Source organism: Flavobacterium sp. HTF, assembly GCF_003105115.1.
Lineage (GTDB): Bacteria > Bacteroidota > Bacteroidia > Flavobacteriales > Flavobacteriaceae > Flavobacterium.
The window spans coordinates 78,045-99,083 of record NZ_QETH01000010.1 but is presented as its reverse complement, the minus strand read 5'-3'; the positions used below and the strand labels follow the sequence as shown (position 1 = coordinate 99,083).

At 33.8% G+C, this 21,039-nt stretch carries 16 protein-coding genes; 6 read left to right on the top strand and 10 right to left on the bottom strand.

The window, feature by feature from the left end; genetic code table 11:
- Window positions 1-175 precede the first annotated feature (175 nt).
- Window positions 176-2,929 carry an outer membrane beta-barrel protein gene (locus tag DCO46_RS05215; protein WP_116751508.1) on the top strand — a complete coding sequence of 918 codons (2,754 nt, stop codon included), beginning with the start codon at window positions 176-178 and terminating at the stop codon, window positions 2,927-2,929.
- 116 nt (window positions 2,930-3,045) lie between these two features.
- Here DCO46_RS05215 and DCO46_RS05210 read toward each other — a convergent pair whose 3' ends face one another.
- From DCO46_RS05210 to DCO46_RS05175, 8 genes are all read right to left on the bottom strand, one after another.
- Window positions 3,046-3,777, bottom strand: a complete 732-nt coding sequence (locus DCO46_RS05210; protein ID WP_116751507.1) for a DUF2490 domain-containing protein — start codon at window positions 3,775-3,777, stop codon at window positions 3,046-3,048.
- A gap of 175 nt (window positions 3,778-3,952) precedes the next feature.
- Window positions 3,953-6,499, bottom strand: a complete 2,547-nt coding sequence (locus DCO46_RS05205) for a TonB-dependent receptor (protein WP_116751506.1) — start codon at window positions 6,497-6,499, stop codon at window positions 3,953-3,955.
- Between the two features lie 254 nt (window positions 6,500-6,753).
- Complete coding sequence (locus DCO46_RS05200) at window positions 6,754-7,167, bottom strand: RrF2 family transcriptional regulator (RefSeq protein ID WP_116751505.1); 414 nt, start codon at window positions 7,165-7,167, stop codon at window positions 6,754-6,756.
- 85 nt (window positions 7,168-7,252) lie between these two features.
- A complete protein-coding gene (locus tag DCO46_RS05195) occupies window positions 7,253-8,077 on the bottom strand; it encodes a TPM domain-containing protein (protein ID WP_116751504.1) in 825 nt (274 codons plus the stop codon).
- A gap of 3 nt (window positions 8,078-8,080) precedes the next feature.
- Window positions 8,081-8,518: a TPM domain-containing protein gene (locus DCO46_RS05190; protein ID WP_116751503.1), complete on the bottom strand. Its 438-nt coding sequence runs from the start codon at window positions 8,516-8,518 to the stop codon at window positions 8,081-8,083.
- Window positions 8,519-8,588: 70 nt separating this feature from the next.
- Window positions 8,589-9,173 carry a LemA family protein gene (locus DCO46_RS05185; RefSeq protein ID WP_116751502.1) on the bottom strand — a complete coding sequence of 195 codons (585 nt, stop codon included), beginning with the start codon at window positions 9,171-9,173 and terminating at the stop codon, window positions 8,589-8,591.
- A gap of 44 nt (window positions 9,174-9,217) precedes the next feature.
- Window positions 9,218-9,550, bottom strand: coding sequence for a MerR family transcriptional regulator (locus DCO46_RS05180; protein ID WP_116751501.1), 333 nt, complete (start codon window positions 9,548-9,550; stop codon window positions 9,218-9,220).
- 48 nt (window positions 9,551-9,598) lie between these two features.
- On the bottom strand, window positions 9,599-10,576 hold the full coding sequence (locus tag DCO46_RS05175; RefSeq protein ID WP_116751500.1) for a M23 family metallopeptidase: 978 nt from the start codon (window positions 10,574-10,576) through the stop codon (window positions 9,599-9,601).
- Between the two features lie 272 nt (window positions 10,577-10,848).
- Here DCO46_RS05175 and alaS point away from each other — a divergent pair, with 272 nt between their 5' ends.
- Window positions 10,849-13,485 (top strand): alanine--tRNA ligase, encoded by a 2,637-nt coding sequence (gene alaS, locus DCO46_RS05170; protein WP_116751499.1) that lies wholly within the window; start codon window positions 10,849-10,851, stop codon window positions 13,483-13,485.
- Window positions 13,486-13,799: 314 nt separating this feature from the next.
- Here alaS and DCO46_RS05165 read toward each other — a convergent pair whose 3' ends face one another.
- Complete coding sequence (locus tag DCO46_RS05165) at window positions 13,800-15,545, bottom strand: ABC transporter ATP-binding protein (RefSeq protein WP_116751498.1); 1,746 nt, start codon at window positions 15,543-15,545, stop codon at window positions 13,800-13,802.
- 384 nt (window positions 15,546-15,929) lie between these two features.
- On the opposite strand from DCO46_RS05165, the gene DCO46_RS05160 reads away from it, so the two are divergent.
- Together DCO46_RS05160 and DCO46_RS05155 are read left to right on the top strand one after the other, a co-directional pair.
- The gene (locus DCO46_RS05160; protein WP_116751497.1) at window positions 15,930-16,715 is read left to right on the top strand and encodes a hypothetical protein; all 786 of its coding nucleotides are present in this window, start codon (window positions 15,930-15,932) and stop codon (window positions 16,713-16,715) included.
- A gap of 130 nt (window positions 16,716-16,845) precedes the next feature.
- Complete coding sequence (locus tag DCO46_RS05155) at window positions 16,846-17,637, top strand: hypothetical protein (protein ID WP_116751496.1); 792 nt, start codon at window positions 16,846-16,848, stop codon at window positions 17,635-17,637.
- Window positions 17,638-17,723: 86 nt separating this feature from the next.
- Here DCO46_RS05155 and DCO46_RS05150 read toward each other — a convergent pair whose 3' ends face one another.
- Window positions 17,724-18,722 carry a matrixin family metalloprotease gene (locus DCO46_RS05150; protein ID WP_165828836.1) on the bottom strand — a complete coding sequence of 333 codons (999 nt, stop codon included), beginning with the start codon at window positions 18,720-18,722 and terminating at the stop codon, window positions 17,724-17,726.
- A gap of 302 nt (window positions 18,723-19,024) precedes the next feature.
- Here DCO46_RS05150 and DCO46_RS05145 point away from each other — a divergent pair, with 302 nt between their 5' ends.
- Window positions 19,025-19,828: a hypothetical protein gene (locus DCO46_RS05145; protein WP_116751494.1), complete on the top strand. Its 804-nt coding sequence runs from the start codon at window positions 19,025-19,027 to the stop codon at window positions 19,826-19,828.
- A 100-nt stretch (window positions 19,829-19,928) separates the two neighbouring features.
- Entirely contained in the window at window positions 19,929-20,885 is a 957-nt protein-coding gene (locus DCO46_RS05140) for a GSCFA domain-containing protein (protein WP_116751493.1), read from the top strand.
- The last annotated feature ends 154 nt before the right edge of the window (window positions 20,886-21,039 follow it).

Below are 21,039 nucleotides of genomic sequence, written 5' to 3'. Positions count from 1 at the left end.
TGTTTTACCCTTTTTTTATGCTTAAATTGTTGTAAATCAGCTTGTTTTTTATGAAGGTTTCATAATAATAATTTATTGGCACCTTTTTTGAAAATAGAAAACAAAATAAATGTTAAAAATACAATTAAACCTTTTGCATTTTTTTTAGTCTTATAGTTCTAACTAACCCAATCTTATGACCAGATTATATTATTACTTACTGTTTTTTATTTTATGTTATTCGGCAAATGCCCAGAATAATATTATTGTCAAAGGAACTGTCGTTGATCTTAACACACAGTTACCTCTTGAAATGGCTACCGTTTATTTTACAACTGTAAAAGATTCTACCATAATTGAATATGCGACTACAGACAAAAATGGCTTTTTTAGTATTAACACCAAGAAATTCGATAAACCTGTTTTTCTAAAAGTAAATTATATGGGCTATCAGCCTTATTATGAAGAAGAAAAAGGTCTTTTGGAAAGCAAGGATTTTGGCAAATTGTATTTGCTCGAAAGTGTCAATGCCTTAGAAAATGTGGTTATTAAAACCGAAGCAGCTCCCATCACCATCAAAAAAGATACTCTCGAATTTAATGCTGCCTCATACAAAGTACGCCCTGATTCAAATGTTGAAACTTTATTAAAACAACTGCCCGGATTTGATGTTGATAATGATGGAAAAATTACCGTAAATGGGAGGGAAGTCACCCAGCTTTTGGTAAACGGAAAAACCTTTTTTGATAAAGACGGTGCGATAGCCCTAAAAAACCTTCCGGCAGATATCATCAAAAAAGTTCAGGTTTCTGATTTTAAAACCAAAAAAGAAGAACTTTCCAAACAAGAATCAACTTCAGATTATTCGAGTATAAATATTACGATTGACGAAAAGAAAAACAAAGGGTTTTTTGGTAAAATACTTGGCGGCTACGGATCTGATGAACGATATGAAAGCAGCCTGATTTTAAATTTCTTTAAAAACAAACAAAAAATAAGCGTTTTGGCGTCATCCAATAATATTAATTCTTCCGGATTTGCCCAGGATGAGGTTTTTGATAATATGGGAGGAGGAAGAAACAGCAAAGGAAATTCCAGAAGTTCCGGAGGCGGGAAAGGAATAACCCAGTCAAATCTGGTCGGAATTAATTATTCTGATGACTGGACAGAAGATCTGGAATTCATGAGCAGTTACAATTTTTCGAACTCGATCAATAAAAATGATAGTAAATCAGATCAGATTAATTTTTTACCTACCGGAAATATCCTGACTTCATCTGATTCTAAAACCAGAAGTGAAAATACAGGCAACAATGCTAATTTTGAATTAGAATATAAAATCAATCCGACGACCAGGCTTGTTGTGGCTCCAAAACTAAATGAATCACATTCTAATAGTAAATCCTCTTCTTCAACTTTTTCTGAAGACGAAAGTGGTGCAGACTTAAACGAAAGTACGGCAGAATCTTACGGCGAAAGCTCGAATACCGGTTTTTCGAACAGTATTAATTTTAATAAAGCTTTTAAAAAGAAATCCCGTAACCTAAGTTTGGTTTTTAACAACAATAATTCCAAAAGTGATTCAAATGGACTGAATTTTTCTGAAACGATTTTTTATCAGGGAAATAAACCAAACGACGAAAGAAATCAAAACAGTAAAAATAACAGTAAAGCCAATACTTATTCTTTTGATGTTGAATATACTGAACCAATTACAGATTCGCTGAGAATTAGATTTGGGTCTGATTTTGACTGGGCAGATACGGTAAATGATGCCAAAACATTCGATTTTAATGCAGCGACGAATTCTTATTCTGACTTGAATGATTCCATTTCAAATTACACTACTTCGAGACAAAGTGCGATTAGTCCGAAGTTTGGAATTACCTGGCAAAAAAGTAAATTTACGCTTAATATGAATTCTAAAACTTCTGTTATTGGGTACGATAATTATTCTTTGTACTTAAATAAAGAAACAGATTTAAACAAAAAATATGCTTTACCTTTTGGAAATCTGCAGCTTCGTTATAAGTTCAGCCGATCAAAAAACCTGACTTTCAAATATGATTATTCAAATGCACTTCCATCGGCTGTTCAATTAATGCCTGTGCTGAATCTGAACAATCCGTTAAATACTATAATTGGTAATCCTGACCTGAATCCCATCGAAAAAAATACGGCAAGTATAGATTTTAAGAATTTTGATTTTCGTACCCGTTCCGGTTACAGCTTATATTTAAAAGGAGATTATTACAATAATGATGTGGTTTCGACTTCGGTTTATAAAAAAAGTGGAGAAAGAACAACAACATATGCCAATATTTCCGGAACCTATATTGCTTCTGTAGGTGCCAACTGGAATCAGTCGATAAAGAAAGATGCTAACGTTTTCCGATATGGTTTCGGTATCAACGGAAGTTATTCTTTTGATAAAGGATATACAAATGAGGAAATTTATAATGCAAAATCAACAGCAGTAACTCCAAAAGTATATCTGACGTATGAATATGGAGAGTTACTAACCATTTCACCATCATACAGTTTGTCCTATAATGAAACAAAATATGAAAATTATACAAGGGATGCCACTTCAAACGTAGTACATAGAATTAATCTGCAGACCACTTCGTACTGGCCTGCCAATTTAATCTTCGGAAATGATTTCGGATACAATTACAATTCCAATATTTCCGGTGATTTCAAAAAAGATTTTTATTTGTGGAATACCAGTTTGTCCTATGGTTTTTTTGATAAAAAGCTATATGCAAAAGTAAAAGTATATGATGTTCTGAATCAAAATTTAAGCGCTACAAGAACGATCTCTGCCACTTCTATCCGTGATGAAGAAAATACGGTTTTAAAGAGATATGTAATGTTTTCTCTTTCTTATAAAATTGGAAATTTTGCGTCAGCCGAAAAGAAAGGAAAAAAACAAAGAGGTGATTTCTAATTTTTTTGCCAGAGATTTCAATAATTAAAATGATTTTCTACTGCAGGTTATTAATCTGCAGTAGAAAACACAATATATTGGAATTTGGAATTTTAAAAATTTGAAATTTAAAATATCTATTTAAGACGGTCAATTCGATGATAAACCGTAAAACGAATGATATCACGATCATAAAAATCAATTCCGCTCGAACGTCTCTGATAACTTTTCAAATACCCTAATTCCAAACCAAGATTAGGAGTAAAATGATAACGTAAAGCAGCATAAATACGATTCTGATCGAAAGTATTTTTTCGGTTGTCTTTTCCGTAATTCAGCATAATTTCATCAGAAATAGTGCCTTTCAGGCTTTGTTTTTCTTTTTTCCAAAGATCAAATGTCGACTGTAACCTGTATCTGAATCTAAATGAAAAAGAGAAATCATTGAGTAATTCGGTTTTACTGGCTTTTTGAATAAAACGTTCTTCCAGCTGAAAACGATTGTGGAAAGTAATTTTGGCAATATCGTTAATAAAAGTGATATCCTGTTGGGACCGATATTCCGGAACCGAGAAATCCGGATCAGCATGAGGATCCTGCGTATTGACATTAAAATAAGCAAATCCGCCTCCTAAATCCATTATTTTATTTGCTCTGTAACGACCCTGAACTCTTATTACAAATAGATTTTCATGAATAGGATTTACAAAACTTCGATTATCAAACTCCGAATGAAGTGCCCATTTTTCAGTTAAAGGAAAAATATTATAGTACCGAATCCAGGTTAGCGATTGCTGATCTGTTTTTGTCTGAGCCGACATAAACGGACTTGTAAAAACTAAAAGGAATACTACTTTGAGGAATTTCATCTATTTGTATAAATTCAGGCTGCGAATATATACAAACACAAAGTACTTAAATATAGAAAGGTTAATTTTTAAATTGGTTTGAAAATTAATTTGTGATTTTCAATACTTCAAAAAAAAAACGAGATACATTGGAATGTACCTCGTTTAATTGCCTATTAAATTAACTGATTGCTTTTTATAGCGAATATTTTAAAGTGACACCATAGGTTCTCTGGTCACCCAGTACACCTGCGTATTGTCCTGTATTTCCTCCGGCAGGCAATAATTGCTCATAGTAATCTTTGTTCAAAAGGTTTCTTCCCCAGAACTGAACAGATAAACCTTGTGTGGCGCGGAAACCGATACGTGCATTAAAAATGGCATATCCCGGAACTACTAAATATTTTGAAGCAGAAGGACTTGATGAGAATTCAGAACGGGCGTAAGAATCGATTGCAAGGAAAACTTTACCTGCATTCCCGAAGAATCTTGCCTGATCAGAAAGTTCACCACCTAAAGATCCTGCCCATTTTGAAGCACCCGGTAGAGCCGTTCCTGAAACATCTTTAAAAGATACAGAAGATCCTGTTTCTTCCAACGGAAGTGGTGCATTTGTAAATCTTACGTATTTAGCGTCTGTATAAGTAGCAGCTCCGTTTATTGTCAGGTTTGGACTCACAACAAAACTAGCATCAAGTTCAGCACCTCTCACCTGAACTTCGTCTGCATTGGCAAGGTAACCACGGTTAACACCTAACTCTGCAGCCTGTACGTTGGTCTGGAAATTTTTGATATCGGTATTAAAGAATGTCAGGTTGAAAATTGAATTTTTAAAAGGAGAAGTTTTTACCCCAATCTCATAATGATTTACTTCTTCCGGTTCGATTACAGCAAGCTCCAATAAAGGCGCACCCGCAGAATTTGTCGGAAGTCCGGCAACGTTTACACCAACCGGTTTGTAACTTTTTGCAAAAGTAGCATAAGCATTGATTTTGTCAGTAGCTTTAAAAGATACAGTTATGTTTCCGGAAAAATCTGTGTTATCTGTATCTGAATCAAACGCCTGATCAGAGTAAACTGATTTTTTCAAAGCCAGTAATGCAGGATCTGTTGTCTGAAGACCTCCGTAAGTTGTACGGCTGTAATGTGCATCTTTTTTATCAAAGTTATATCTCAAACCAGGTAAAACATGCAGACGTTCTGTAACAGCCCAGTCTAATTGTCCAAATACAGCAGCACTGGATGCTCTGATATTCGCATCAGTTTTGATTCCGTATCCTTCAAAAAGACCCGGAGTTGCCCATAAAGGACTAGTCGAACTTTGCGAAAATCTCCATTGTGCATTACCAGATTCTTCAGTTCCGTCTGTTTGTGATGTCTGGTCAATGAAAAAGGCACCAATAACACCACTAAATTTTGATGAAATCTGACCTGCATAACGAACCTCTTGTGTTATTTGAGTTTGTCTTGTAGGGTTTTGTGATTTTGCAAGAACTTGTAATCCTGTAAAATCCCTGTCATTTGACGGATCCCAGTTCCAAAAACGCCATGCTGTTGTCGAAGTTAAAGTTCCACCACCAATTTTAGTATCAACATTTAAGGAAATACCTCCCATGTCCTGATTAGAACGCCAAGGCGTATCCTGATCAATTTTACGGTCAAATGCGTTTTGACTTGGCAATTGGTAATTTAAGTCAGCGATAATAGCATTAAACTGACGGTAAGGTGCTCTTTTTGTTGGAGCAACACCTGCCACAACCTGCGCATATCCGTCCGGACGTTGTGTTGTAATATCTGCTGCTAATATAATATTTGTATTCTCAGACGGGTTATAAAGTAACTGACCTCTGATTCCCTGATTGTTTAAGGTATTTGTAGATCTTCCCGTAGCAACATTTTCAATTAGACCGTCACGAGAAGTACCTGAAAATGAAAGACGACCCGCTATTTTTTTACTCAAAGCCCCTGTTACAGATGCTTTAGCCTGCAAAAAGGAATAATTACCGTAACTAACTTCGAAGTCTGCACCAGAAGTAAAACTTGGTTTGCGTGTAGTGATATTAAAAGCTCCCGAAGTTGTGTTTTTACCAAACAAAGATCCCTGAGGGCCACGTAAAACTTCAATTTGTTCTACATCGATAAAATCAAGAGTTGTTGCAGCCGGACGTGCATAATACACACCGTCAACATAAAAACCAACACCAGGATCAATACCATCATTGGTAAGTCCGAAAGGAGAACCTAAACTTCTAATGTTGATTCCGGTATTTCTTGGGTTTGAAGAATAAAGCTGAACAGAAGGAACAAGTTCTTTGATACGGTTTACGTTAAAAGCTCCTGTTTGTTCCGCTTGTTTTCCTGTAATAACAGAAACAGCAATTGGCACATCCTGAACTTTTTCGATACGGCGTCTTGAAGAAACAACAACTTCTACAAGTTTGTTTTCTTCATTAAGAGATACCTGTAACGGAGTTGCCGGTAAAACAGAAACATTATATTCTGCCGTAGTATAACCAACGTACTGAACCAAAAGTGTCAAAGGAAGTCTTCCTTGTGTATCAATGCTGAATTTTCCGTTTTCGTCCGTTATTGTGCTATAAGTTGTTCCTTTAATTACAACATTTGCTGCTGCCAAAGGTATGTTTTCATTTGTAGTAACTACACCTTCTATGTTTTGAGCAAAAGAGATTGAGAAGGTTAAAAAGAATAGTATTGTAAGTATGTTTTGTATAGATGTTTTCATTTTTATATTAAGTATATGTGATTAGTAGAATTTAAATTAAATTTTTTTTACTAACACATACAACACATTTTAAACGAAACATGGTTTACAGCTTTTGAAACGCCGTTTTGATTTCTTTGCAAAAAATTTTCTAATACACCTGATGGTTGAAAATGTACTTTCATAGATTAAAATTTGTAAATGGTTTTGTTAATTATTTTGTGCAAATATAAATATTAATTCTATCGATTTACTAGGAATTAGAAAATATTTTTTTATTTATTCACTAATGAAGCTATAGTGATGCCTTCCATGGCCTTCAAAGTTTTGTCTCTGATTAGCATCAAACCGTGACGCAGACTGCATTCAGACTCGGTTTTGCAATCAGAACAGGGCTCGTAAAAGTTTAACGAAGCACAAGGTAAAAGCGCAATTGCACCGTCAAATAAACGATGAATTTCGGCTAAAGTAATGTCATTTTTAGACTTTATCAGATAATATCCGCCAAATTTTCCCTGCTTACTGCTCACAAAACGTCCTCGTTTTAGATCCAGTAAAATCTGCTCTAAAAACTTTTTAGGTATGTTGGCGCCATCAGCAATTTCTATTGTTTTAGAAATGTGATTTTCGTCCTGTTCTGCTAAATAAAGTAAGGCCTTAAGGGCGTATTTTGCTTTATGTGATAACATCTATATTGAATTATGAATTATAAAAAATCTTAAAGGTATGCCAGAAACCTGAAACCTGAAACTTGAAACCTGAAACAAAAAAAATCTACCAGCTTCCGCTTGAGCCACCTCCGGAGAATCCGCCGCCGCCAAATCCGCCGCCGAAACCACCTCCGCCGCCTGATGATCCACCGCCAAAACCTCCAAAACTGCCTCCGCCACCGCTTCTTCCAAGACTGCTTAAAATAATTACATCAAGCAAACTTGGGCCACCGCCACTGTTTCCGGAATTGCCACCGCCGCCTCTTTTGTTTCTTGACAGCAAAATTAACACAATTACGACAATAATAATAAATGGAAGGATAGGAAAATCTTTTCCTTTGGTTTGTTTGCGTTCACCTTTGTATTTCCCTTTAAAAACGTCAATTAAAGCATCGGTTCCTTTGTCAAGGCCGTTATAATAACTTCCGGCTTTAAATTCAGGAATGATAATATTTCTGATAATCTCTCCGCCAATTCCTGCCGTTAAACGGTCTTCTAAACCATAACCGGGATTTATAGCAATTTTTTTCTCTTTTTTGGCAAGTAAAATAATAACCCCGTTGTCATCTTGTTTGGTTCCTCCGACTCCCCATTTCTGGCCCCAGTCGGTAGCAAGCTGATTAACGTTTTCGTTTTCAAGACTCTCGATTGTAATCACTACAATTTGTGTAGTGGTAGAATCAGAATAGCGAATCAGTTTTTCTTCCAGTTGTGATTTTTCGGTTGCACTTAAGACATTCGCATAATCATAAACAGAAGTCTGAAAACTTGGTTTTTCCGGAATTTTAAATTGCGCAGAAATACTATTGAAAGTAAAAAAAGCGATTAACAGAAAGGATAATTGAAAAATTCCTTTAGAATTTGATGTTTTGTTTGGGAAAAATTTCATTTTTTATCCTTTTGAGATTTCATTTGATAATTCGTTTGTGTCACCAGCCGACCACGGAAAATATTTTTTTAATTGTTGTCCTGCACTTAAAATGCCGTCGACAATTCCTTGTTTAAAATTTCCGGATCTAAATTGAGTGGCCATAATATCTTTGGTAGAATCCCAAAAATTGTCATCAACAAGATCGTTGATGCCTTTATCTCCACAAATAACAAAATTTTTATCATCTACTGCAAAGTAGAATAATACACCGTTTTGTAAACTTGTTTCGTCCATTCCCAATTCGTGAAAAACTTCCAAAGCCCTGTCAAAATGGGCTTTAGAAGATGTTTTTTCGATATGTACTCTAATTTCGCCAGAAGTGTTTTCTTCAGCCAGGCGAATAGCTTCAACAATTTCCTGCTCTTCTTCTTTGGATAAAAAATCTTCTACTTTTGACATTGAAATAATTTTAGAGTTATGATCTTAGATTTTAGATTTCCAACATGATGTTTTTAATCCAAATTCTTTTTTAGAATTTTACTTCAACTGGCTTATCAGCGCCTGTAGAAGCTTCAAAATATGGTTTTTCTTTATATTCACCAAGGAACCATTTGTTCGGAATAGATAAAATGTATCCGTTATATTCCTGAACAGATTCATTAAAACGTGTTCTTGCTGTCAGGATTTGGTTTTCAGTACTAGCTAATTCATCTTGCAGTTTAAGGAAATTTTCATTTGCTTTTAATGTTGGATATTGCTCAACTGAAACTAATAATCTTGACAAAGATGAAGATACACCACTTTGAGCCTGGTTGAATTGTGCCAGTTGCTCAGGAGTTACATTACTTGGATCAATAGTTACAGAAGTTGCTTTTGCACGAGCTTCAATAACGGCAGTTAAAGTAGATTTTTCAAAATCAGCAGCACCTTTTACTGTATTCACTAAATTTCCAATAAGGTCATTTCTTCTTTGGTAAGCAGTTTGTACATTTCCCCACTCTTTGTTAACAGCCTGGCTGTATTTCAGTCCGTTGTTTTTAATTCCAATTGACCAAAAAGCTATAATAGCAACCAGTACTACAATAATTCCTACAGGGATTAACCATTTTTTCATATTTGTTTTGATTTAAGTTGGTTTAATTTTTTTTTTAAATGATGTTATAATTCGTTTTTGATTTCGTTTAATTCTGCTTTTATGGATTCTAATTTACGTATTATTTCGAATTTATCTAATGTTTTCTTTTGTCCTTCTTTTAGATGGGTTTTTGCTCCTTCGAGTGTAAAACCACGTTCTTTAACTAAATGATAAATCAATTGTAAATTGGTAATATCATCAGGTGTAAACATTCTGTTGCCTTTCGCATTCTTTTTGGGTTTCAGGATGTCAAATTCGCTGTCCCAAAAACGTATCAAAGACGCATTGACATTAAAAGCCCTGGCAACTTCGCCAATGCTGAAATATCTTTTATCTTTAGAAAGCTCAATATGCATGATTTTTGTTTTTCTATATTTATTTCAAACTTACTACTTTTTACACGATTAATCTAACGACTGGTTTTCCAGGTTGGCCATTTGTGAAATAGCAACATATTCTACCGCCGAAATATTTCCGTAATAGAAGTTCAGCGGATTTACGACTTTTCCATCCTTATGAACTTCATAATGACAATGAGGCCCTTCTGATCTGCCTGTACTTCCAACATATCCAATAACATCACCACGTTTGACATGTTGTCCGGGTCTGCAATTGTATTTGCTCAAATGGGCGTACAGACTTTCATATCCAAAACCGTGCCTGATGACTACATGGTTCCCAAAACCTGAAGCCGTATTGTCTGCTCTGGCTACAACACCGTCGCCGGTAGCATAAACAGGAGAACCTGTATTGGCCGTAAAGTCCATTCCGTTATGCATTTTTCGCACTTTCGTGAAAGGATCGATCCGATATCCAAACCCTGACGCAACACGTTTTAAATTTTCATTTCGTACTGGCTGAATGGCAGGAATTGCTAGCAACAGATTTCCTTTTACTTTAGCCAGTTTCAATATTTCATCTAACGATTTTGACTGGATTGCCAATTGTTTAGAAAGTTTGTCAATTCGTTTTGTTGTATTCAGTACCAGCTGCGTATTATTATACCCTTCCAGATCCTTATATCTTTTCAGGTCCCGAAAACCGGATTTACGTATAGAATCCGGAATTTCTGTTTTATTAAAATATACTCTGTAAATATTATTGTCCCTGTCTTCCATTGCTTCTGCCACATCATTAATCTGATCCATTTTCTTATTCAGAATGGCATATTGCAGTTTCAGGTTTTCAATTTCACGTGATTGCAAACGATCTTTCGGCGTTTTGAAATAAGGTGTATTAATTAAAAGAACAAAAATTAAAAAGCCAAATAGAGCAGAAGCCAGTAAAAACAGCATAGCATAACCAATTTTAATCCTCTTTTTGGTTTTTATTTTCGTATACGCCAGATTTTCTGAGTCGTAATAATATTTTACTTTCGCCATATTTTAAAATACGCTATTTTTGCAGCTTGTAAAATCAATTAGTCGAACAAAATTGCTAAATGTTTCAATTGTTGACGGCTTTTTTACAAGAACAAAATAATTTGATAATTTGGGGGAATTACATAATTATATAATGCGCAAAATAGGAAATTTATTGTTGAAAAACATAAGTTTTTAATTTTCAGTTTTAAAATTAACGCATTATTGTTTGATATTTTTCTGATTATCACATTATCTCATTGGCACATTTTCAAATTATCTCATTATAAAACATGAAATCACAAGACGTACGTAAACAATTTTTAGACTTTTTTAAAAGCAACGGACACTTAATCGTTCCATCTGCTCCAATCGTGCTTAAAGACGATCCAACCCTTATGTTCAATAACTCGGGAATGGCCCAGTTTAAAGAATATTTTTTAGGAAACGGAACGCCAAAAAGTCCGAGAATAGCCGATACGCAAAAATGTCTTCGTGTTTCGGGAAAACATAACGATCTTGAAGATGTAGGTTTTGATACTTATCATCATACGATGTTTGAAATGTTAGGAAACTGGTCTTTTGGTGATTATTTCAAAAAAGAAGCCATCAATTGGGCCTGGCAGCTTTTGACAGAAGTGTATAAAATTCCAAAAGAAAATCTTTATGTTTCTGTTTTTGAAGGAAGCAAAGAAGATAATGTTCCGTTTGATCAGGAAGCCTGGGATATCTGGAAAACTTTGATTGATGAAGACCGAATTATCCTTGGAAATAAAAAAGACAATTTCTGGGAAATGGGGGATCAGGGACCATGCGGACCTTGTTCTGAAATTCACGTGGATTTACGTCCCGAATCAGAAAAAGCTTTGGTTACAGGAAAAAGCCTGGTAAACAATGATCACCCGCAGGTAGTTGAAATCTGGAATAACGTATTTATGGAATTCAACCGCAAAGCTGACGGATCATTAGAAAAACTTCCTGCACAGCACGTAGATACCGGAATGGGATTTGAGCGTTTGTGTATGGCGTTACAAGGAAAAACATCAAATTATGACACTGATGTTTTTACACCGCTTATTGAGAAAGTAGAACAAATTACAGGTTTAAAATATACATCTGATGAAGTAAAAAACATCAGTGAAGAGCAAAACAAAACCAATATTGCAATTCGCGTTGTGGTAGATCACGTTCGTGCTGTTGCGTTTGCAATTGCAGACGGGCAGCTGCCATCAAACACAGGTGCTGGTTATGTAATTCGCAGAATTTTGCGTCGTGCTATTCGTTACGGATTTACATTTTTGAATACAAAAGAACCTTTTATCAACAAACTGGTAGAAGTTCTGGCAAACCAAATGGGAGAATTTTTCCCTGAAATCAAATCACAGCAACAATTGGTTACGAATGTAATTCGTGAAGAAGAGGCTTCTTTCTTAAGAACGTTGGATCAGGGATTACAATTGTTGGAAAATGTGGTAACAGAAACTACAGGAAAAGAAGTTTCCGGTGCGAAGGTTTTTGAATTATATGACACTTTTGGTTTTCCAAAAGATTTGACAGCTTTAATTCTGAAAGAAAAAGGCTTCTCCTATAATGAAGAACAATTTGAAGTAGAATTACAAAAACAAAAAACTCGTTCCCGTGCAGCTTCTGAAGTTTCTACAGAAGACTGGAACGTTTTGATTCCGGGGAATGTGGAAACATTTGTTGGTTATGATAAAACGGAAAACGAGGTAAAAATCACCCGTATCAGAAAAGTTGATTCTAAGAAAGATGGTATTTTGTACCAAATCGTTTTAGATAATACACCTTTTTATCCGGAAGGAGGAGGACAGGTAGGTGATAAGGGAACATTGGTTTCTGCAAACGAAACAATTGAAATTATTGATACCAAGAAAGAAAATAATTTGATTTTGCATTTTGCAAAACAGCTTCCTGAAAATGTAGAAGCAGGTTTTGTGGCAAAAGTAAATACTGATTTAAGAACATCAACTTCAAAAAATCACTCGGCTACTCACTTAATGCATTTGGCTCTGAGAAGTATTTTAGGAACACACGTAGAACAAAAAGGTTCGTTGGTGAACCCGAATTACCTGCGTTTTGACTTCTCGCATTTCAGCAAAGTTTCTGATGAAGAAATTAAACAGGTTGAAGCTTCTGTAAATGCTCAGATTGAAGCACAATTGCAATTAGTTGAACACAGAAATATTCCGATTCAGGAAGCATTGGATAAAGGAGCAATGGCTTTATTTGGTGAGAAATACGGAGATAATGTACGTATGATCGAGTTTGGTGACAGTAAAGAATTATGCGGTGGTATCCACGTAAAAAACACAGCTGATATCTGGCATTTCAAAATAATTTCTGAAGGTGCTGTTGCAGCCGGAATTCGTCGTATTGAAGCAATCACGGGTGATGCAGTGAAAAACTTCTATCTAAGCCAGGAAAATACATTAGCAGAGATAAAAGAAACACTAAAAAATCCACAGGATATTTTAAAATCTGTTGCTTCACTTCAGGATGATAATGCTAAACTGAAAAAACAAGTAGAGCAGTTGCTTAAAGAAAAAGTGGGTGCATTAAAAACGGAATTAGAGAAAGGTTTTCAGGAAGTAAACGGAGTAAATTTCCTTGCTCAGCAAGTAGATTTAAGCATGGCTTCTACAAAAGATTTAGCTTCGGCGTTAGGAAGTTCAAAACCCGATTCGTTTGTGTTTTTAGCTTCTGTAGAAGAAGGCCAACCAAATATTCACTGTTATATCGCTAAAGAATTAGTAGCAGGCAAAAGCTTAAATGCCAACGCTGTTATTAAAGAATTAGGAAAATATATTGATGGAAACGGAGGAGGACAGCCTTTCTTCGCATCCGGAAAAGGTAAAAATGCTGATGGAATTAAAGAAGCTTTATCTAAAGCAATTGAGTTTGTTAAGTAAGGTTCTAAGGTGCTAAGAATAATAAGGAACTAAGTTTTTTCATATAGCAAACCCGACAGGTTTTTAAAACCTGTCGGGTTTTGTGTTTAATATAAATAATTAAGTTCTTTTAGGGGTCACAAAGATCTATATTAAAATTTAATAGCGTCCAGCTTTAGCTGGATGGATAAGTACGGGTTAAAAAAAGGCTTTAGCCAAACGTAATAGTTTGGCTAAAGCCTTAATAAATTTAATTTTATTTTCATCCAGCTAAAGCTGGACGCTATTGAAAAAAACTTTGCACTCTGCGTCTTTGCGAGATTCTTTACACGCAACTATTTTCGTTCCCCAATTTGCTGACGCCACATAGCATAATACAAACCTCTTTCAACAATTAGATCCTCGTGTTTTCCCTGCTCAATGATTTTCCCTTGTTCTAAAACAAAAATTCTGTCAGCATGCATGACAGTAGACAATCTGTGAGCAATTAAAACCGTAATTCTGTTTTTATCGGATATATTTCTGATGGTAGCATTAATTTCTTCCTCTGTAATCGAATCCAAAGCAGAAGTTGCTTCATCAAAAATCAATAAGTTCGGATTTCTTAAAATTGCTCTTGCGATTGATAAACGCTGTTTTTCACCACCGGAAACTTTAATTCCACCTTCTCCAATTGTGGTATTCAAGCCATCTTCGGCACGTTTTAGGAGTTTCTCACAACTTGCTCTTTTCAGGGCATCGTACAAATCTTCGTCGGTTGCATTAGGTTTTACAAACAATAAATTCTCGCGAATTGTCCCAGAGAATAATTGTGCATCCTGAGTAACAAAACCTAATTGTTTTCTTAAATCCAATAAATCAATGTCAGTTGAATCGATATCATTATAAAAAACCTGACCTTCTGCAGGTGTATACAAACCAACTAATAGTTTAACTAGAGTTGTCTTTCCAGATCCCGATGGGCCTACAAAAGCAACAGTCTGACCTTGTTTAATTTCAAAAGTGATGTTTTCAACAGCTTTATATTTTGCAGTTTTGTGCTGAAAACTTACATTAGAAAAAACTAACGACTGAATGGTTCCGACATGTTTAGGTGTTTTAGGACGAAATTCTTTTGGAGCGTTTAGTAAAACCCTGAAATTTTCCATCGAAACTTTAGTCTCATTAAGAGCAATAATGAAGTTTCCAAGTTCCTGTAAAGGCCCAAAAATGAAAAAAGTAAAGAATACCATTGTCAGCAAATCACCTACAATAATTTTTCCGCCAAACAGGAAATAGTAAAGGGTAAAAACAACACAGGTTCTTAAAAAGTGAACAGTTGTTCCCTGTATAAAACTTAAACTTCTGATGAAACGGATTTTTTCCAGTTCAAGATGAAGAATTTTAAATGTATTAAGATTTAAACGTTTTTCTTCCTGATACGTTAAGCCAAGACTTTTTACAAGTTCAATATTTCGTAAACTTTCTGTTGTAGAACCGGCCAGCGCATTGGTCTGATTTACAATTTTTTTAGAAACGATTTTGATCTTTTTACCCAGATAAGAACTAACCAAAGCAATAATAGGAGCCGTGATTAAAAATATGATTGAAATACGGTAATCAATTCTGGAAACATACAGAATCACAAAAACGAATCCGATAATAGTCTGAAAAATCAAAGAAATCGAAAGCGTGATTAATTTCTCAGAATCAGAACGCACTTTAGTCAGTTTACTTAATGTTTCACCGCTTCGTTGGTCTTCAAATTCGGCATAAGGTAAATCGAGGGATTTTTTGATTCCGTCTGTATACATTTGGGCTCCGGTTCTCTGTATGACAACGTTGGTAAAATAATCCTGAAAGTTTTTGGTAATTCTGGAAATCATAGCAGCACCAAGCGAAAGACCAAGCCAAAAGGATAATGATTTAATGAAACCTATTTCATTTCCTTTGTATTTGGCAAGTCCAACCCCGCAATCCTGCATTAATTTTCCTGTAATAATAGAATCTGATAAACTGAAACAAATGTTTATAGTAGCCATAATCAAAGCAAAAAACAGTAACATTTTATGCTTGATTATATAAGAATATAGTAATTTCATAGTGTGGTGCGATGTAAAATTTTAGAGATGCAAAAGATGCAAAAGTAGTGAATAGATCAATGTACTAATGTTGATTTTGAGTATTAAAAAGCTAAATTTTTGTAAATAATTTTAATGGGAGATTTCGTATTTATAAAGTTCAATATGAAAAGTAAGAATAGTTTTGTTAGCTAAGTTGGTGATTTTTAACTTCTAATGATTGCTAAAAGCAATAAGTGTTAAACTTACAGGTTTGTTTTTGAGGTAGTTAAAAAAAAATCCCAGGTAACTTAGAAGTGAAAAATGTTATAGAGGTATTTTAGTGTTAAATAATGTTAATTTTATTACATTCTTTTAATTAGAATCTCTTATATTTACTGCGAAAACTAATAAATACCACCTACAATGAAAAAATTTTTATGTCTTTTTGGAGCATTGTCTCTATTATTAACTTCTTGTTCAAGCAATGATGATTACAATCCGGAAGAAGATGAGCAACAGCAAGAACAGCCTGGAAATGGAAATGGAAATGAAACTGTATTACTAAAGAAAACGATTACCACTGATTCTGACGGTCACAAGACTACTGCAATCTACACTTATAATGGTAATAAAATTGTTAGTATTGTAGACGATTCAGGAGATGTAAATCAATATTATACTTACACTGGTGACCTAATTACTAAATTAGAATACAAGTATCCTGACGGAACAATTGATCAGGTGAATACGTATAAATATAACGCAGAAGGAAAATTAGTAATATTTATAAGAGTAGAACCAGAGACTGATGGTGACTTGGGTCATAAAGAGGTATATACCTATAATGCAGATGGTACAGTTACTGCACAGTCATACTCAGGAGATGGTGAATCTCAAACTATGCCGGGAACTGCTAATACAATCAAATTTGTAAATGGAGAAGTTAGTGAAATTATAAGTGAGTCTAGCTGGGAAGAGCATAAATATACTTATGATAATAAAAACAATCCTGAGAAAAATATAGTAGGAATGGATAAAATTGCTTTTATTGATGGCGAAGGTAACGGTGTAAAGTTTAATATTTTAACAGATACATCAGAAGATGATTTATGGACAAACAGCACTTTTACTTACAATGCAGCCGGATACCCAACTAAAGAAGTAGATACAGGATCTGACAGTTTAGGAACGACAGAGTTTTTCTACTAGAAAATAATTAAAAAAGCATAAAAAATACCAGATGTTTGTCGCATCTGGTATTTTTATGTTCTGATAATACTGAATTAAAAAAATAACAGATCATAATCATGCAGTAATGATATGTTCGATTTACTAAAAAATGAAAAAAATTATAGCTCTTTTTGGTGCCGTGGCACTATTGTTAACATCTTGTTCAAGTGATGATACACCTCAGGATTCATCGGAAGATTCTTCTGTTATACTGGTAAAGAAAATCGTTCAAAGCTATAAAGGCAGCAGCACTTTTACTTCTGAATTCACTTACGATGGCAGAAAAATAGTAAAGCAAATTAAAAAAGAAAATGATCAATACGCTCAAACAATAACGTATTATTACACAGGTGATTTAATAACCAAATATGTGATCACCAAAGGATCGGAGTTTGACTCTTCTGTTGAATTGACATATGATGGAAATAAGCTTAAAACTATTTTTGTAAAAAAGAGAATAGAGAGTATTGATATGTATTTTTATACAAAAAGTATTTATACATACAATGCTGACGGAACAGTTTCTATTGTGCAAAAAGATGTGGATATAGACACGCAGGAAGAAAGAAATACTGTATATGGAGAGCTGACGTATACGAACGGGAATGTTACCAAAGAAATATATGATATTACGTTTTTGGAAAGATCTACAAATGCTCTCTTTGAATATGATTCAAAAAATAGCCCATATAAGAATATACTGGGAGTTAAATATTTACTGAATATCGGAGGTTTTGGTTATTCTCAAAACAATATTACAAAATTGACGGTACTAGATGAGGACGAACCTGATGGTGCACGTATTTATTCTGGCACCTATACTTATGATCAAAATGATTTTCCAACAGAAAGTGTACGAACAATGGGAGATATGATTGATACAACTCAGTTTTTTTACTAAAGTTATAGTTATGTAAAGCCAGATGTAAAAAAAACATCTGGCTTTCTTTATTAGAGACAAACAGCAATCTAAAAACGAGAATAACCTTATTGATTATTAGTTGCTGATTTCGAAGACCATTTTATAACCCCATTATGTATAAGTTCCAGGCTGCCATCATCTTTTAAATAAAGTTTGGATCCATACGCTTTAGAAATTCTGTTTCTCCATATTATACTTAAAAGAGAAACATTTGGATTTCTTCCTGTAATTATAATTTCACCATTAGATTGAAAAAAGCAGGAAGCATTCTCATATATAGGTTTTCCGATTGACCATGGTTTCTGATTATTGGTAGTGTCAAGAATAAATAAACAACCGGAATTAAATTCTAACGAATATCTGCCATTAGGTGATTTAACAGAATTTCTTAGAGTCGCTAAATCAATTCTTTCACCCGCATTTAGGTATGATCTTATCGGGAAAGGATACCATTTATTGATTGATTTTTTATCAATATCTGATAAGACATTCATCTCATTTACACCAACACCATTTGTCGTAATAGACGCGGGTATATAATAATGCATAATAGAAAGAGGATCATATTCACTATAGTTTGTTGATTCCCCTTTATTAATAACATATTCATCTACCTCTTCTTTTGTCCATTGACTATAATATTTGTAAACCTTTGGTAAATCCCACTGGATATTTGCTGAAGGATTTTTTGTTTCATGAATCAATCCGAGTGCATGACCAAATTCATGCAATACTGTTCTTCGTATGGACGATTCATTATTTGACTCTAAAGGCCCTAAACGCATTGATGGTTCATTTTGGAAATTCCCTGTGCCATAAGCCGATTCCATTCCTAAAAAAGACCATGCTCCGGGTCTGCCAAGATTAAAAGCAATTCTTATATCTGCATTTTCATTTATTGGTACATATACAAAATTAAGATTTGCATAAATTGCCCATTCACTAACGTATTTTTTTACCTTTTCATGCTCAGTTTCACGACCATCAAGAAATTTAATTTTAATAGTTTGGCCAGGTTGCCATATTGGCCAGTCAATAATTGCAGCCCCTGGTTTTACACTCATTTTTTTTGATTTGTTAATCAGGTCAAATGAGCATATAGTGAAATGAGTATTAATGCTTTGTTCTTGTTTTTCCTGTTTCTCCTGATCACACGATAATAGTAATAAAATAAAAAAGAGAAATAAAACTTTAAGACATTTCATGATTGTTTTGGCCTGTTGGTTAATTTGCAAAATTATTTAAAATAGTACTACTAATAATCAATGGGCAGTCATAAATGCCTTATTCTGTTATAATTATGTCTTATGATGGAGTCTTAACTTGATTTAAAAACTTCTTTTTGTATGTTTAAAAATCAAAAAATATGAAAAAGATTTTATTTTATTGTTTAATAGTTTCTTTGCTTATTTTAAACTCCTGTACTAATGAAGAGCTGGAAGGTAACGATTTGGTTTTACCAAAAACATTAAAAGTGACTTACCCGGGAAGCTCTGAAAATGATATAATAAATTTTGTTTACGATGGAAATAAAATCGTGAGTGTGATTAATAAATCCGAAAGAATAAACTATTCTTATGAAGATGATAAAATCGTAAAAATTGTAAATTACAGTTTAGAAAGAGGACAAGAAATAAAATCATCTGAAATTTCCTTTACATATAAAAATGGCAGTTTAAATACTGCTGTTAAAATTGAAAATGGGAATAAAAGTAAGTGTATTTACATTTATAAGGAAGGCGGAATAATTGAAAAAGAGAATTATTATTTTGACAATGAAACCGGGAAAGAATCAAAAAACACCAAGAATCAAATCCTTACTGTCATTAATGGCAATCTGCTGAAATCAGTTTTTAACTGGGAATCGAGACCCGAAATCACAACTACTTCACACTACGATTATGATTCAAATAACAATGCCTTTAAAAATGTTTTAGGATTTAATCTGTTATTAGATCAGGCAAATTTTGACTATGAACCTGAACTAAATATTTCTTGTGCAAATAATTTAGAAAAACATATAGAATCTGCTATCCATGGGCCTGATATCTCTTTTGAACCATATGCTAATACAATGCAATATCAATATAATGCAAAAGGTTATCCCATAAAAACAATGATTTATGATTATACCGAAAGGGCAATCAGGATAATTGAGTACACTTATTAATTTCAATAAAAATTTTAAAACTTATAAAACCCAAATACAAATACGTATTTGAGTTTTTTCGTTTAAGAAAATAAACGAAATTTGTGTAAAACACAAAACAATGCAATTCAGAACTCAAATCCCAATTTCAAAAAATAATAATCCTGTCGATTATAATTCTAAGATCATTTCCTTAGGATCCTGTTTTACAGAAAATATGGGCGATAAATTTGATTATCTTAAATTCCAAAACAATACAAATCCGTTCGGGATTATATTCAATCCAGTTTCGATTGAGAAATTGATTACAAGGGTTATAAAACAGGAATTATTTACTGAAAAAGATATTTTCTTTCATAACGAACGCTGGCATTGTTTTGAAGTGCATTCTGATTTGAGCAATTCCAATAAAGAAGAATTTCTCGAAAATTTAAACAAAATTGCTAAAGAGACTTTTGAAAAATTAAAAGCAGCAACACACATTATTATCACATACGGAACTTCCTGGATATACAGAAATACAGAAAGAAATACAATTGTAGCCAATTGTCACAAAATCCCCCAAAAACAATTTTCTAAAGAGTTATTGTCAGTTGAAGTAATCGAAAAAAGTATAAAAAATACAATTGATATGCTTCAACAAATAAACCCAGACATAAATTTTATTTTTACAGTTTCACCTGTACGGCATATAAAAGATGGTTTTGCAGAAAACCAATTGAGCAAATCACATTTATTTTCAGCATTGCATTCAAATCTAAAATCAGAAAACTTTAACCTGAAAGCAGAATATTTTCCTTCCTACGAAATTGTCATGGACGAACTTCGCGATTATCGTTTTTACAAGGAAGATATGCTGCACCCTAATCAAATTGCTGTTGATTATATCTGGGAACGCTTTAGTGAAAATTTCATTTCTCAAGATGCCTCTCAAATTATGAATGAAGTGGGAGAAATTCAAAAGGGACTACAGCATCGGAGTTTTAATCCGGAATCAGAACAACATCAAAAATTCCTGTCACTACTTCATCAGAAAATGAGATTGTTACAGGATAAATTTCCTCAGATTCAGTTTTAAAACCTTATTTGAAGCTAAAATTTAAGTAGGTAAAAACCTATAAATAAGTGAAATTTTAGAACAAATGATTGGAATTATGTAAATAATTGAGGTATATTTTTTACATTTTTGTAAATTGTATAAGCCGTATTTTTTTTACATAAAAATAATTTAT

Excerpts from the sequence above, each read along its gene's own strand:
- DCO46_RS05155 (WP_116751496.1), top strand. The coding sequence starts at position 16,846 with ATGAAAAAAATTATAGCTCTTTTTGGTGCCGTGGCACTATTGTTAACA.
- DCO46_RS05215 (WP_116751508.1), top strand. The coding sequence starts at position 176 with ATGACCAGATTATATTATTACTTACTGTTTTTTATTTTATGTTATTCG.
- DCO46_RS05210 (WP_116751507.1), bottom strand. The coding sequence starts at position 3,777 with ATGAAATTCCTCAAAGTAGTATTCCTTTTAGTTTTTACAAGTCCGTTT.
- DCO46_RS05140 (WP_116751493.1), top strand. The coding sequence starts at position 19,929 with ATGCAATTCAGAACTCAAATCCCAATTTCAAAAAATAATAATCCTGTC.
- DCO46_RS05180 (WP_116751501.1), bottom strand. The coding sequence starts at position 9,550 with ATGCATATTGAGCTTTCTAAAGATAAAAGATATTTCAGCATTGGCGAA.
- DCO46_RS05195 (WP_116751504.1), bottom strand. The coding sequence starts at position 8,077 with ATGAAATTTTTCCCAAACAAAACATCAAATTCTAAAGGAATTTTTCAA.
- DCO46_RS05200 (WP_116751505.1), bottom strand. The coding sequence starts at position 7,167 with ATGTTATCACATAAAGCAAAATACGCCCTTAAGGCCTTACTTTATTTA.
- DCO46_RS05165 (WP_116751498.1), bottom strand. The coding sequence starts at position 15,545 with ATGAAATTACTATATTCTTATATAATCAAGCATAAAATGTTACTGTTT.
- DCO46_RS05190 (WP_116751503.1), bottom strand. The coding sequence starts at position 8,518 with ATGTCAAAAGTAGAAGATTTTTTATCCAAAGAAGAAGAGCAGGAAATT.
- DCO46_RS05150 (WP_165828836.1), bottom strand. The coding sequence starts at position 18,722 with ATGAGTGTAAAACCAGGGGCTGCAATTATTGACTGGCCAATATGGCAA.
- alaS (WP_116751499.1), top strand. The coding sequence starts at position 10,849 with ATGAAATCACAAGACGTACGTAAACAATTTTTAGACTTTTTTAAAAGC.
- DCO46_RS05160 (WP_116751497.1), top strand. The coding sequence starts at position 15,930 with ATGAAAAAATTTTTATGTCTTTTTGGAGCATTGTCTCTATTATTAACT.
- DCO46_RS05185 (WP_116751502.1), bottom strand. The coding sequence starts at position 9,173 with ATGAAAAAATGGTTAATCCCTGTAGGAATTATTGTAGTACTGGTTGCT.
- DCO46_RS05175 (WP_116751500.1), bottom strand. The coding sequence starts at position 10,576 with ATGGCGAAAGTAAAATATTATTACGACTCAGAAAATCTGGCGTATACG.
- DCO46_RS05145 (WP_116751494.1), top strand. The coding sequence starts at position 19,025 with ATGAAAAAGATTTTATTTTATTGTTTAATAGTTTCTTTGCTTATTTTA.
- DCO46_RS05205 (WP_116751506.1), bottom strand. The coding sequence starts at position 6,499 with ATGAAAACATCTATACAAAACATACTTACAATACTATTCTTTTTAACC.